This window comes from Pseudomonas sp. LBUM920, assembly GCF_003852315.1.
Classification (GTDB): Bacteria; Pseudomonadota; Gammaproteobacteria; order Pseudomonadales; family Pseudomonadaceae; genus Aquipseudomonas.
Genome location: NZ_CP027762.1, coordinates 3,011,018 through 3,023,970 on the forward strand (window position 1 = coordinate 3,011,018; position 12,953 = coordinate 3,023,970).

General features: G+C 55.7%; 16 protein-coding genes. 13 read left to right on the forward strand and 3 right to left on the reverse strand.

Annotated elements, in window-relative coordinates; all coding sequences use genetic code 11:
- Positions 1–79: 79 nt before the first annotated feature.
- Positions 80–1,888 carry a sensor domain-containing phosphodiesterase gene (locus C4J83_RS14015; RefSeq protein WP_124417347.1) on the reverse strand — a complete coding sequence of 603 codons (1,809 nt, stop codon included), beginning with the start codon at positions 1,886–1,888 and terminating at the stop codon, positions 80–82.
- Positions 1,889–2,318: 430 nt separating this feature from the next.
- Positions 2,319–2,534: a carbon storage regulator gene (locus C4J83_RS31135; RefSeq protein ID WP_124417348.1), complete on the reverse strand. Its 216-nt coding sequence runs from the start codon at positions 2,532–2,534 to the stop codon at positions 2,319–2,321.
- A 159-nt stretch (positions 2,535–2,693) separates the two neighbouring features.
- Here C4J83_RS31135 and C4J83_RS14025 point away from each other — a divergent pair, with 159 nt between their 5' ends.
- Both C4J83_RS14025 and C4J83_RS14030 read left to right on the forward strand, forming a co-directional pair.
- The gene (locus C4J83_RS14025; protein WP_025856073.1) at positions 2,694–3,065 is read left to right on the forward strand and encodes a chemotaxis protein; all 372 of its coding nucleotides are present in this window, start codon (positions 2,694–2,696) and stop codon (positions 3,063–3,065) included.
- On the forward strand, positions 3,065–3,382 hold the full coding sequence (locus C4J83_RS14030) for a hypothetical protein (protein ID WP_124417349.1): 318 nt from the start codon (positions 3,065–3,067) through the stop codon (positions 3,380–3,382). Before C4J83_RS14025 ends, C4J83_RS14030 begins: the two co-directional genes overlap by 1 nt.
- A 125-nt stretch (positions 3,383–3,507) precedes the next feature.
- On the opposite strand, the gene C4J83_RS30500 is transcribed toward C4J83_RS14030, so the two are convergent.
- The gene (locus C4J83_RS30500) at positions 3,508–4,050 is read right to left on the reverse strand and encodes a hypothetical protein (protein WP_164487933.1); all 543 of its coding nucleotides are present in this window, start codon (positions 4,048–4,050) and stop codon (positions 3,508–3,510) included.
- Between the two features lie 415 nt (positions 4,051–4,465).
- Here C4J83_RS30500 and C4J83_RS14045 point away from each other — a divergent pair, with 415 nt between their 5' ends.
- The 11 genes from C4J83_RS14045 (at position 4,466) to C4J83_RS14095 (ending at position 12,935) form a co-directional block, all read left to right on the forward strand.
- A complete protein-coding gene (locus tag C4J83_RS14045; RefSeq protein ID WP_124417352.1) occupies positions 4,466–5,089 on the forward strand; it encodes a putative metallopeptidase in 624 nt (207 codons plus the stop codon).
- A 31-nt stretch (positions 5,090–5,120) separates the two neighbouring features.
- The gene (locus C4J83_RS14050; RefSeq protein ID WP_124417353.1) at positions 5,121–5,597 is read left to right on the forward strand and encodes a DUF2280 domain-containing protein; all 477 of its coding nucleotides are present in this window, start codon (positions 5,121–5,123) and stop codon (positions 5,595–5,597) included.
- Positions 5,572–6,894, forward strand: coding sequence for a phage terminase large subunit family protein (locus C4J83_RS14055; protein WP_124417354.1), 1,323 nt, complete (start codon positions 5,572–5,574; stop codon positions 6,892–6,894). Before C4J83_RS14050 ends, C4J83_RS14055 begins: the two co-directional genes overlap by 26 nt.
- Entirely contained in the window at positions 6,891–8,309 is a 1,419-nt protein-coding gene (locus C4J83_RS14060; RefSeq protein WP_124417355.1) for a DUF4055 domain-containing protein, read from the forward strand. The genes C4J83_RS14055 and C4J83_RS14060 overlap by 4 nt, the downstream gene beginning before the upstream one ends.
- Positions 8,284–9,375 carry a minor capsid protein gene (locus C4J83_RS14065; RefSeq protein ID WP_124417356.1) on the forward strand — a complete coding sequence of 364 codons (1,092 nt, stop codon included), beginning with the start codon at positions 8,284–8,286 and terminating at the stop codon, positions 9,373–9,375. Before C4J83_RS14060 ends, C4J83_RS14065 begins: the two co-directional genes overlap by 26 nt.
- Before the next feature lie 28 nt (positions 9,376–9,403).
- Positions 9,404–9,715, forward strand: a complete 312-nt coding sequence (locus tag C4J83_RS14070; protein ID WP_124417357.1) for a hypothetical protein — start codon at positions 9,404–9,406, stop codon at positions 9,713–9,715.
- Between the two features lie 92 nt (positions 9,716–9,807).
- On the forward strand, positions 9,808–10,536 hold the full coding sequence (locus tag C4J83_RS14075; protein ID WP_106578028.1) for a hypothetical protein: 729 nt from the start codon (positions 9,808–9,810) through the stop codon (positions 10,534–10,536).
- Between the two features lie 12 nt (positions 10,537–10,548).
- Positions 10,549–11,514 carry a major capsid protein gene (locus tag C4J83_RS14080; protein ID WP_042572010.1) on the forward strand — a complete coding sequence of 322 codons (966 nt, stop codon included), beginning with the start codon at positions 10,549–10,551 and terminating at the stop codon, positions 11,512–11,514.
- 47 nt (positions 11,515–11,561) lie between these two features.
- The gene (locus C4J83_RS14085) at positions 11,562–12,146 is read left to right on the forward strand and encodes a hypothetical protein (protein WP_164487934.1); all 585 of its coding nucleotides are present in this window, start codon (positions 11,562–11,564) and stop codon (positions 12,144–12,146) included.
- Positions 12,147–12,205: 59 nt separating this feature from the next.
- Positions 12,206–12,709, forward strand: coding sequence for a DnaT-like ssDNA-binding protein (locus tag C4J83_RS14090; protein ID WP_124417359.1), 504 nt, complete (start codon positions 12,206–12,208; stop codon positions 12,707–12,709).
- A 34-nt stretch (positions 12,710–12,743) separates the two neighbouring features.
- Positions 12,744–12,935: a hypothetical protein gene (locus tag C4J83_RS14095; RefSeq protein WP_124417360.1), complete on the forward strand. Its 192-nt coding sequence runs from the start codon at positions 12,744–12,746 to the stop codon at positions 12,933–12,935.
- The last annotated feature ends 18 nt before the right edge of the window (positions 12,936–12,953 follow it).

Genomic DNA, 12,953 nt, shown 5'->3' on the forward strand with positions numbered 1-12,953 from the left:
GGACAGATGACCTGAGCGACATCAGCTTTAAGGTGGGCGGGAGGTGGTGACAGGCTTCCCGCCGACAGGTTTTGATGGACTACAAGGGTTCGGTGCCTGGCGTTTTAGTCCTATCACATGCCGCGCTGAAACCACCTTGCGCCAGCCATGTTTCTAATGGTTCCGCTCTCAGGGGTTTTGTTATCAGGTACCCCTGAGCCTCTGAACATCCCCAGAGTGTGATTAGGTCCAGAATGCTTTGGGTTTCGACGCCCTCTGCTACGACTCTATAGCCTAATCCTCTAGCAAGCTCGATGAGTGTCTTAACTAGCCGTTTATCTTTTTCGTTCGTGTTGAGGCTGCTGATTAGTGACTGGTCTAATTTAACCGTACTCACAGGCAGTTGCCTTAGATATGTCCAGTTGCTGTAGCCAGTACCGAAGTCGTCCACGGAAACTTCAATGCCCAACGCACGGGCGCGCTCAAGCTGCTCAATAACTGTCTTCGGATCTGACATGAGCATGCTTTCCGTAAACTCAAGTTCTAGATTTTTCGACTGAAGGGCGCCGTTGTTTATATATTCTGTAATTTTATTTACGAACTTAGAATTCTCAAGATCACTGACAGTGACATTCATGGAGATTCGTAATTCAATACCTTTGTTGAGCCACTCCTTAGCTTGGTTAACTACGGCCTCAAGTACCCAGAAGGTAATTAAATGCATCAACGCAGTTTTCTCTGCAAGTGGTATAAACTCTGCGGGGCTGATAGGCCCGAGTGTAGGGTGATCCCACCTGATCAATGCCTCAACATTTTCACATGCTAGAGTAGGTAATGTGACTTTTGGATGGAAAACTAAGCTCAGCTGATCTTCAGATCGAACTGCATCAGACAGGGAGCTCAGTAAGGCAAACGCTCGCTGCTGAGCTGCGTCCAACTCAGGTTGATACATCGCCCAGCCCAAGTTTCGAACCCTGGCGTCATCAGCTGCCCCTACCACTAACCGTAGCCAGTCCCTCTCTTTTGCATCGGTGATTTTCAATACTCCAATACCTGTCTGCATGAGTATTGGGATCCCTTGACAATCAACCGGTTCGTCAAAATTTGAAAGAATCTCATGGCAGAGACCTTCCACCGGCTGGCCACCTTCTAAAAGAAACCCAAAACGCGTTGGACTGATTTTGTACAAGAGAGAATTCTTAGGTAATAAAGACTGAAGTCTACCCTTGACGTTGAGCATTAAATTTTGAGAAAAGCTGTAACCGAGCGCTTTTACTACGTCATTCAAAAATTTTGGAGATATTACGTCCACAGCAAATAGATCGTGCTGAATGCCACTAGAGCTTGCTAGTCGAATATCTTCTTCCAGTCTAAGTCGATTGAAAAGTCCGGTAGGCTGATCAATAAAATTACGGGAACGTAAACCCATAATCCGCAAGACAACGAGTTGAGCGAAATAAACGAGCATTGCTGCATCTTGTTTGCTCATTGGTTCTCGAGGTGAAGTATCTATTATGCATAGGCTACCCAGAGAGAAACCATCGCTTGTGAGAAGTGGTGCGCTAGCGTAATAGCGAATAAAGGGCGCGCCGGTGACCATGGGGTTATCTTTGAAGCGCTCATCATTCTGCGCATCCAAAACCTCTAACGCCTTCCTGTCGCGTAGAGAGTGTGCGCAGAACGAAACGTCCCGAGGTGTAGTTCGCTGGTCGATCCCGATCCGCGCTCTGAACCATTGGCGGTGCTTTTCGACGATAGAAATCAAGGCGATGGGTGCATTGAAGTATTCTGAAGTCATTGAAATCATTTTTTCGAAGACTTCGTCGTCTTGTTCATTTTGCGGGCAGAGGGCCTCAACGCGTTTTAAGCGTTCTGCTTCGTACTCAGGGAAGTGGGTATTTACGTCCATGACTAACCTCGCGTATCACGACCATATGGCTAAACGGTATCAGATCCCCTGCAGGCCCACGACTCCATTTACCTATCGCCAATAGGTTAGACCCGATCACACGTATGGCGCATGCCCCGGATACGACTGTTTTGCCGTTCGAAAGGGTGTTGCCAGAAATTTGGAGAGCCCTGGATAGGTTTTAATCGGCGGAGCTGCACGCAAAATTCTGATAACCGAAAAATGTTGCACTGAGTGAGAAGATGAGAGATTATTTGTTCATCCTATCGATCTTGCGCATTAGGGGTTTACACTGCAGAGCCCGGCTCATACTGTACTCTATGATCTTCTATCTCCCTGCGTAATAGAGCCCAGCCGTCGCGCTGGGCTTTTTCATTTTCGGCCCTGCCACCGCTCGCTCTGAGCAGGGAGTGCAGCTTGCTAACCCGTTTCAAACAAGTTCTCCTGCGCCGTGCGGATGCTCGGGTATTTCATCGTCGTGAATACCACTCACCGCTTTGATTAATATGCGTTCGGGTGCGCTGAGGGCTAAATACACGGTATCTTCAACGACCTTAGCCACGTTGATTTGGATTTCGTCGCCTATGCGCAAGCGCTTATTGGGGGTTCTAGTAATGACTAACAAAAGGGGATCCTCTCTGCTCAATTACTCATTTCGACGTCAATATTCCCTATCCGAAGTAAAATTGATGTAGGAATTATCTGATTTTTTGTGTGGAAATATCTTTTTGTCTCCGCTTCTGAATGATGCGGAACATGCAATTATTGAATCCCAGAATGGGAATAAATGCGGTTTGGAGTGAAGATGGACCCTACTGACCTAGGCCCAGGCACAGCCACCTGGCTGGGCGGTAGTGCCACCGTGGTACTGGGCGGCCTGCTATGGCTGCGCCGGTTCCTTTCTAAGGATGCGACTGACCGAGCAATGGACAGCGCCGATATCGGCACACTGAAGCGACTAAACGAGTTGCTGAACCAGGAGCGCGCCGCTCGCAAAGAAGCCGAGGCCCGCGCCGATCAATTCGCGAAGGAGCGGAATGACCTGGCAGCTGCCGTTGGGCGCATGGAAGGTAAGATCGAGGCGCTCACCAGCCAGGTAGCTCAACTCACTGACCGCGTGACGCAGCAGAGCGATGAGATCACCCGCCTTCGCACCAAGCTGGGAGGAATCGCCTAATGGACAGATGCGCATTGGAATTTATCGCACGCCGCTGGTGGCGCCGGGCCGAAGTTTGGAGCATTGCTGTAGTGCTGGTGGGTGGTGGGGCAGTACTGGGTTACCAAGCCGCATACTGGTCGCTCGCTGATAAGCAGAGCAGCCAAGTGACCGACATGCGAAAAGCCTACGACACCGCCATGACTGAGCGCGACAAGCGCCTAGAAGAGCTGAGCCGCCAAACCGGTACCGCCGCCGACCAAGCCACGAAGGCTGCGACGACTGCTGCCAAAGCTGCCGACAAAGCGGACGAAGTCCTAAACCGAGCACCCCAGTGATGGCGTACTGCGGGTGCACTGCCTACTGAGTTAAGCAGATTAGGTTGCTGGACTCCTGAGCAGGCTAGATGCACGCTCAGATCGTCATAAGCAAGAGTAAGTGAGTGCGACATCGCTTTATACGTTTATCGCTTGACGAGGTGCAGCGCGTGCTTCCCTTTTCGAGCAGGACTATGCATTGCTCCATCGAGGACGCTCAGCCGGCGAACTTGCGCTTGAAGAGCAATCATTGCACCTTTGAGGTGCTCAATTTGGTCTATGAAAGATGGATCTTGAGCAAGTGGAGTGCCTTTGATCATTGCGAGGGTACTTGCCAACTGCCTGTAATTATTTGCGGCATGGGCAAGCTCTCGTTCAATTTCTTCTTTATTCACTAGCGCTCCAAATTTTTTATTTGCACCTAAATATAGGTCGGCAATGGCGCTCAGAAAGTTTAGTTGGTGTGACGAGCGGCTAACGGTACGCCGTCCCCCACGCGCCACATTTTTCGAATGCGCCCAAACGTGACGCGAGCTTTGCAACTGAGCAACCTCATCCGGCTGCTTCACAGTACGCCAATGATCCCGGATATCAATACTGCGGTAAGCGCTATCGACAAGGCTATTGCCGATGCCCCTGCAGCGTTGGCTACCAGCGTTCCTAAAGGCTTGATCATTGGATTGCTCCATGGTCACCATGCAGGCCTATGAGATGGTATCTCAAAGGATACCATTGCCCACTAACACGGCCTGATCGATTGTGACTTTGAGGTAGCCAGCGGTGAATCAACACCGATACTGCTCGCTATCGTCTGTTAATAAATGAGATTTGAGCTTCCACTTTCGCCCGGATGGCGCTGGATTTCCCTTGGAAGTGAATGGTTCCCTTTGGATAGATGTTGATTACCATGCCATCAGGAAATACAAACTGTAGGGCTCCGACCGCATTCACCGCAGACTGACTGGCATCAGGGTATGCATTTTCAATATGCTTAACGAGTCTTCGGGGGTCATGGCATGACATCACCATTTGCTGCTCCTTAGCTATGCGAGTCACATATTTGCAGGTATTACCTAATTATTTCAAGCTTGGAAAGGTGTGATTTTGAGTTGGCCGAGACCCCCTCCCTCAGCGCTTCATCTGGCCGATCTGCCAGACTTCCTAATTAGCCTAACACCAGCACCGGAGGTATGGGACTGGCTACAAGCCGAGATACTTGCCGACACCGGTAGCATTCACAACGAAGACCATGCCCATCTACTGGATGCAGACATTCGTGTCATGTGGGCGTCATCGAGCTGTGAGAAACAGGGCCGAACGGTGGTGGGCCAGGCCGAACAGGTAGCGTTCCGCGCGGGTGGCTGGCAGAAAGCCCGGATGGAGCAACAGATGCGTGACTGGTTCGGCGACGTGCCGGCCTTCATCATCACTCTGGCCGCTGACTACTGTGCCCAGTGCACCGACCTTGAGTTCTGCGCCCTGATCGAACACGAGCTATATCACCTGGCCCATGCGACCGATAAGTACGGTCAACCAGCATTCACCCAAGACGGCGCACCGAAGATCAAGCTGCAGGGCCACGACGTGGAAGAGTTCGTCGGTGTCGTCCGCCGCTACGGTGCGAGCGCTGACGTTCAAGCGTTGGTGGATGCTGCAAACAGTCCTGCTGAGGTGGGGACATTGAACATATCGAGGGCCTGCGGAACCTGTCTGCTCAGATCGGCCTGATTCTTGACAGGCTCTAGACGGATGAGAATTTATGGCAGCCCTGAAAAATGAGGTGAAGAGCTTCATCGTTCAGGCGCTGGCGTGCTTTGACACCCCATCCCAGGTGGTGGAAGCCGTCAAGAACGAATACGGGGTTGTGGTGAGCCGCCAGCAGGTGGAGACGCACGACCCAACCAAGTCCGCAGGTAAGGGCCTGGCGGTGAAGTGGGTGACCCTTTTCCACGACACCAGGAAGCGGTTCCGAGAAGAGACCGCAGAGATCCCGATTGCCAATCGCGCGTACCGACTTCGCGGTCTTGGGCGGCTGGCCGAGAAGGCTGAGAACATGCGCAACCTGGCGCTGACCGCTCAGTTGTACGAGCAGGCCGCCAAAGAGGTGGGCGACGTCTACGTGAGCCGCCGCCTTGAACCTGAGAAACCTCTGGGCTCCCAAGCGGACCAGCAGCACGCCGTTGCTGAGTACACCCTGGAGCCTGATGAGAATGTCCCCGCTACCCCGTACCTTTGACCCGCCGGTGAAGCTGACGCCGAAGCAGGCGAACATTTACTGCTGGGGTTTCCAGCCTGAGGCCCGCTTCCGTGATGCAGTGTGTGGCCGGCGGTTCGGCAAGACGTTCTTAGGCAAGGCCGAGATGCGCCGCGCTGCTCGCCTGGCTGCCGAGTGGGGTGTGAGCGTTGAGGACGAGATCTGGTATGGCGCGCCGACGTTCAAGCAGGCCAAGCGGGTGTTCTGGCGGCGCTTGAAGCAGGCCATTCCCGAGGCATGGCGCGCGTACCGCCCGAATGAGACGGAGTGCTCAATCACCCTCAAGTCCGGCCACGTCATGCGCGTGGTGGGGCTCGACAACTACGACAACCTGCGGGGCTCCGGCCTGTTCTTCGTCCTGGTGGATGAATGGGCAGACTGCCCGTGGGCTGCGTGGGAAGAAGTACTGCGGCCGATGCTATCGACTTGTCAGTACCAGATTCCAGGCGTTGGTATGCGTAAGGGCGGGCATGCGTTGCGAATCGGCACGCCCAAGGGCTTCAACCACTGCTACGACACTTATCTGGACGGTAAACCAGGCGGCGAGCCGGACCATAAGAGCTGGCAGTACACCTCGTTACAAGGCGGCAACGTTCCTCCTGAAGAGCTTGAAGCGGCTCGCCGGAAAATGGACCCGCGCACCTTCCGGCAAGAGTACGAAGCTGGCTTTGAGAACTACGCGGGTGTCGTCTACTACACATTCAATCGCGACGAGTGCCGAACCAGCGAGCGAATCAAACCGGGCGAGGCCTTGCACATCGGTATGGACTTCAACGTCATGAAAATGGCGGCTGTCGTCTATGTCGTGCGTAACGATCTGCCGATGGCCCTGGATGAGTTTCACGGTGTTCGGGACACGCCGGAGATGATCGAGAAGATCCAGACACGGTTCCCTGGGCACTCGGTGGCGGTCTATCCCGACGCTAGCGGACAGAACACCAGCAGCAAAAACGCGAGCGAGTCCGATTTGTCGCTGCTGAAGAAAGCAAAATTCACGGTGATCGTCGACTCCACAAACCCAGGCGTGAAAGACCGGGTGAACTCGGTAAACGCGATGTTCCTGAATGCCTACGGCGAGCGACGACTGAAGGTCAACATCGACCAGTGCCCTCAGCTCACCTTGTGCCTGGAGCGACAAACCTACACCGACAAGGGCGAGCCGGACAAAGATCCGAAAAAGGGTCACGACCATATGAACGATGCCGCCGGCTACTTCATCGCCAAGCGCTATCCGATCAAAGCGATCGTCACTTCTATCAAAATGGGATACGCCCGATGAGCAACGACGTCTCCTTCAAGCGGGCGGAATACACGGCAGTGCTGGACCGCTGGGCGACGGTTCGCGATGTTTGCGCGGGCCAGCACCGTGTTGTCGATCGGCTGCCGTACATCAACTCGCACGACAAGTCGCCGGAGAACGAAGATCGGAACCGGGCTTACCGCGAGCGGGCGGTGTTCAAGAACGCCACCGGGCACACCCGAAACGGGCTGCTGGGTTTGGCTTTCCACAAAGATCCGACACTGACGGTGCCGAAGAAGCTGGAGTACCTGCAGGACAACGCCAACGGCTCCGGGGTGAGCATCTACCAGCATTCACAGGGCACGCTTGAGAAGGTGCTTGAGGCTGGTCGGCACGGTCTGTACGTCGACTATCACCAGGATGACGGCATCGGCGGACACTCGGTGATCCTGTCCTATTGCGCCGAAGACATCATCAACTGGCGCACGGGCATGGTGAACGGTCACAGCGTGCTGACGCTGGTGGTCCTGCGCGAGTCGCCGGAGATTCCTGACGGCTTCGGCTACAAGACGGCTGAGCAGTACCGGGAGCTGGCGCTTGAGGATGACGGCTTTGTTTGCCGCGTCTGGCGCCGGTCCGGTCCGAAAGGTGGCGGGCCACTGGCAGTCATTGACGAGTTCAAGCCCGAAGGCGTAACCGGTCGTCTCAAGGAGATCCCGTTCACTTTCGTCGGCGCGCAGAACAACGACCCAAGCATCGACGAGTCGCCGCTGTACGACATCGCCATGATCAACCTGGGCCATTACCGGAACAGTGCTGATTACGAAGACAGCGTCTTCTGGTGTGGTCAGGCTCAGCCGTGGATCAGCGGCCTTGATGAGCAGTGGCGCGACTGGATGGAGAAGAACGGCGTCTATGTCGGCTCCAGGGCGCCGATGATGCTGCCGGCGGGTGGTGCATTCGGCTATGCACAACCGGCGCCGAACACGCTGGTCAAGGAGGCAATGGCCGATAAGAACCAGATGATGATCGAACTCGGCGCACGGATGGTGGTGGCTTCACTTGCCACCAAGACAGCTACCGAGTCGCGCGGCGATCAATCGGCATCCACATCGGTGCTCGCTGGCTGTGTGGCAAACGTCAGCGAGGCATACACGCGAGCCATCATGTGGTGCTGCGCTTACATGGGGATTGCCGACAAAAAGGTTGCCTACCAGGTCAATCAAGAGTTCGTAGAGCTGACGGCTGATCCGCAGATGATCACGGCCTTGGTTGGCTTGTGGCAGCAAGGCGGCTTCGCCAAGGCAGACCTTCGGGCCTACCTGCGCAAGCTGGGCCTGATTGCGCCAGAGCGTACAGACCTGCAGATCGACGGCGAATTGCAGGAGCAGGGCGACGGTCTAGGCCTGGACGATGAGGACAAACCAAATGGCGGCAAACCAAGCAATCCTTGACGCCACGATCCGGCACGCAGTCTTCCTCGAAAAGCTCAAGGCGGGGGAGGTGGGCAAGTTTGCACCCTTCCTCAAGGAGATTGACCGATCTATACGGGATCGGCTGATCCAGTCGGACCTGACTGAGTACAACGTCAAGCGCCTGGAAGCGCTGCTGAAAGAGGTGGATAGCCTGCTGCTGGGCATCTTCGACCGCTACAGCGCGCAACTGAACCTCGACCTAGTGGACATCGCCAACTACGAGGCCGAATTTGAGGCAACCAGTCTTGCCAGATCGGCGCCGGTTGGCGTTTCGCTGGATGTGGTCGCGCCGACGGCCGCTGCCATCCGCACCGCTGTGCTGACAAACCCGCTCAGCGTGCGCGGTACTGGCGGCGGGAAGCTGCTTAAGGCCTTCATCAAGGGCTGGACTAGCGCCGAGCGTGAGCGTGTCACCGGCACTATCCGGCAGGGCTTCTTCGAAGGGCAGACGAACTTCCAGATAATCCGCAACATTCGCGGCACCAAGGCGGCAGGGTACAAAGACGGCATCCTTGCTACCACGAACCGTAATGCCAGCACGGTCGTGCATACCGCGATTCAGCATGTGGCCTCCCAGGCGCGGATGGAGGTCGCAAAGGCCAACACGGATATCGTGCAAGAGATCCAGATGGTGGCCACGCTGGATAGCAAGACCAGCCAGTTGTGCCGCTCGATGGACAAACGCAAGTTTCCGGTGGATTCCGGCCCAAGGCCGCCTTTCCACCCTAACTGCCGCACCACCTTCATTCTGTTGACCAAGCTCAGCGCGATGTTCGCCAAGGGCGCAACGCGTGCCTCGGTGGGCGCCAATGGCGGGCAACAGGTCAATGCTGACCTCGATTACTACCATTGGCTACAGCAGCAGCCGGCATCGTTCCAGGATGCGGCTATCGGCCCTATGCGAGCCAAGCTGTTTCGCAAAGGCGGTCTGAGTATCGAACGATTCACAGAGCTGCAGCTCGATCGCAACTTTGCGCCGCTGACTCTTTCTCAGATGAAAAAACTAGAACCGCTAGCGTTCGTCCGCGCGCAATTGCTACCCTGACTGAAACCGCTAGTCAAGGATGGCCCTTATGCTTAATAACGTACGCAACACCGACCTCCGAAAGATCGAGGAATTGTTTTTGCTCGGTGTTGACCACAAAAAATGTGTGCTTTCGGTTAAAGCCGCAAAAGCTCAAATAAAAAACCTAACGGCGAGACTTGTGGCTGACGGAACTCTCCCGGACGACTCCTTGGTCACTCATTTCGATGACATGGTTTCTGATGAGGCAATCGAAAAATTAGCTCGAATTAAATCTGCGCGTAGCGTCATTAATGCAGCGGATCATACAGGCATGCGTTTGGCCGGAAGCGGCGAAGTTTTAGAAATTTATTTAATTTAATCGATAAAACTTATTACAGATAAAGCCCAGCCAAGTGCTGGGTTTTTTTACGCCTGAAATTCGGGCAATACATACCCAAGGGGTGCATTAAAGTGGCAGAAGAAAACGAAATCGACCTGGAAAATCCGGCAATCAAGGCCGCTATCGCGACTGCCGTTGAAGCATCCGTTTCTGGCTTAAAAACCAAGAACTCGGAACTGCTGGGCAAGCTGAAGGAAACCTCCGGCAAGCTGACCCAGTTCGAAACCCAGTTTGAAGGCATCGATATCGACGCCGTCAAAGGCCTGCTCAGTCGCGCCGGGCAGGACGAAGAAACCAAGCTGCTGACCGAGGGCAAGGTGGACGAGGTATTCAACCGCCGCACCGAGCGCCTGCGTAGCGACTACGACAAGCAGTTGAAGACCATCAGCGAGCGCGCCGAGAAGGCCGAATCCTTCGCTGCCAAGTTCCAGGGCAAGGTTCTGGGTGACTCGGTACGCGGTGCGGCACTGAAGGCCGGCGCTCTGCCAGAAGCAACCGACGACATCATCCTGCGCGCCAAAGGCGTGTTCACCCTTAACGAAGATGGCGATGCAGTCGCCGTTGATGAATCCGGCCAGGTCATCCTCGGTAAAGACGGCAAAACCCCTTTGACTCCCCTCGAATGGGCGGAATCTCTGCGCGAAAGCGCACCTCATCTGTGGCCAAGGGCTTCAGGGACATTTGCCCCGGGCGGGGGTGGCGGCAAGGCTGCATTCAAGCGCTCCGAAATGACCTCCGAGCAGAAGCGCGACTTTCAGCGCAAGCACGGCCAAACCGCATATCTCGCATTGCCCAAGTAAGGGGATTGACCCATGGCTACAACCGTTAACAGCGACCTGATCATCTACAACGATGAGGCGCAAACCGCATACCTGGAGCGTGTCCAGGACAACCTGGACGTGTTCAACGCATCGTCCAACGGCGCGATGGTGCTGGACAACGAGCTGATCGAAGGCGACTTCCGCAAGCGCGCGCTCTACAAGCTGAACGGCTCCCTGGAACACCGCGACGTTAACTCCGACGGCAAGGTAACTGCCAAGAAGATCAGCGCCGGCGAAGCTGTCGGCGTCAAAGCTCCCTGGAAGTACGGCCCCTACCAGACCACCGAAGAGGCATTCAAGCGCCGCGGTCGTCCGGTCGAGGAGTTCTCCCAGATCGTCGGCGCCGACGTCGCTGATGCGACCCTGGAAGGCTTCATCCAGTACGCAACTGCTGGCCTGCGTGCCGCCATCGGCTCCAACGCTGACATGGTGGTTTCGGCCAACATCGAAACCGATGGCAAGAAGACGCTGACTCGCGGTATGCGCAAGTTCGGCGACAAGTTCGGCCGTATTGCTCTGTGGGTCATGCACTCCAGCGCCTACTTCGACATCGTCGACGAAGCCATCACCAACAAGATCTACGAAGAAGCTGGCGTTGTGATCTACGGCGGCCTGCCGGGCACTCTGGGCAAGCCCGTACTGGTGACCGACACCGCGCCGGCGGATGTGATCTTCGGCCTGCTGCCAAACGCCGTAACCATCACCGAGTCGCAGGCCCCGGGCTTCCGTTCCTACGAAGTGAACGACGAAGAGAACTTGAGCATCGGCTACCGCGCTGAAGGTACCGTGAACATCGATGTGCTGGGTTACAGCTGGAAAGCCACCACTGGCGGTTCCAACCCAACCCTGGCTGCCGTTGGCTCCGCTGCCAACTGGGTTAAACATGCGGGCAGCAACAAGGTTACCGCCGGTGTGATGATCACGCTCACTGCAACGCCTCCTGTCACTGGCGGCTAAGCCTCAAACTCAACGTGCGGTCAGCGATGGCCGCCTTGGAGAAACACATGGAACTGACTTACAGCAACCAGCTGAACGGCTTCGATCCGGAGAAGCGTTACCGCAATCCGGAACACTTCGATAAGCCCGAAGCTGGTGTGACCAGCGTGCTGGTGATTGGCGATTGGCCGAGCGTGGTCAATGCGTACGAAGCAGCCGGCATCGATGTGTCGGTGAAGGAAGCCAAGCGGGCGCAGGTTGTTGGTGCGGGCAACCAAGCCGAACTGGAAAAGGTGATCGCGGCTTTGCGTGCTGAGCATGGATCGATCCAGATCCTTGTTGACGGTCTGGAAGCTGGCGAGATTCACCGTCCAGAGTCCGGCGAACTGGCGTTGCGCTTGTTTGACGTGCTGGGCAACATCCATGCTTCGGTAGGTGAGTTGACCACTGAACGTGACGGTCTGGCCTTGACTGTCGACGCACTTCGCGGAGAGGTTGAAGCGCTGAAGAAGTCTGCCCTCACGCCGCCGGCTGATGAGACCGGTGAAGTCGCGGCGCTGAAAGCAAAGCTCGACGAAGCCAAGATTCAGTATCGGGCCAACGCCTCCAAAGAATCCCTGGAAAAGCTCGTCGCTGAGTTGCCCAAGGAGTAATACTGCTGGCTGTCGGTCACCCGGCGGCCAATTTACAAACCATTCCAGCGAGTTGACGCATGACACTCATGATCGAGACCGGACAAGGGCTTCCTGACGCCGAAAGCTACGCGAGTGCTGCGGACCTGGTCATGTACGCCGGTAAGTTCGGTGTGGTCATCCCTGCCGACGCTCCTGCGCAGGAAGCGCTGCTGCGTCGGGCCGCCTTGGCGATGGATGGCATGACCTGGAAGGGCCGCAAGACGAACAGCGAGCAGGCCCTATCCTGGCCGCGCCGGGAAGTACTGCTGGATCACGAGATCAAGCCGAACAACTACCTTCCGGCGCGGATCCAGTACGGGCAGATGGCCTTGGCCGCCGAAATCCATCAGGACGATATCGACCCGGTGGAAAAACGCAAAGGCGCGGTGCTGCTGGATCGTGTTGAGGGGGCTGTGACGCGGCAATACGCGGCGATCCCATCCACCAGTAACCGGCTGCTGCCAGCAGCGCCTGATCGGCCGAGTGCAACCCAGTTTGCCGACTACCTACAAAAGCGCGGGCTGTTCGCTATACGTGCATGATGTTAGCGTTAGGGCTCATTAATGGAGCTCTGAAATGGCTGACCAGAAAAGCGTTACAGAAAAAGAAATTGAGGCCTGGGACTTTTATGCAGCGGCAGCTATTACCGCTATTGCTTCAAGAGGTCCGGCTGACAACGATGAGCTTGCCGATGAGGCGGTGCACTACGCAAATGCAATGTTGATTCGCCGCCGCGTGAAGCTAGACCAACTCTGGGAAGAGAACTGATTCCATCCTTAGCCCAGC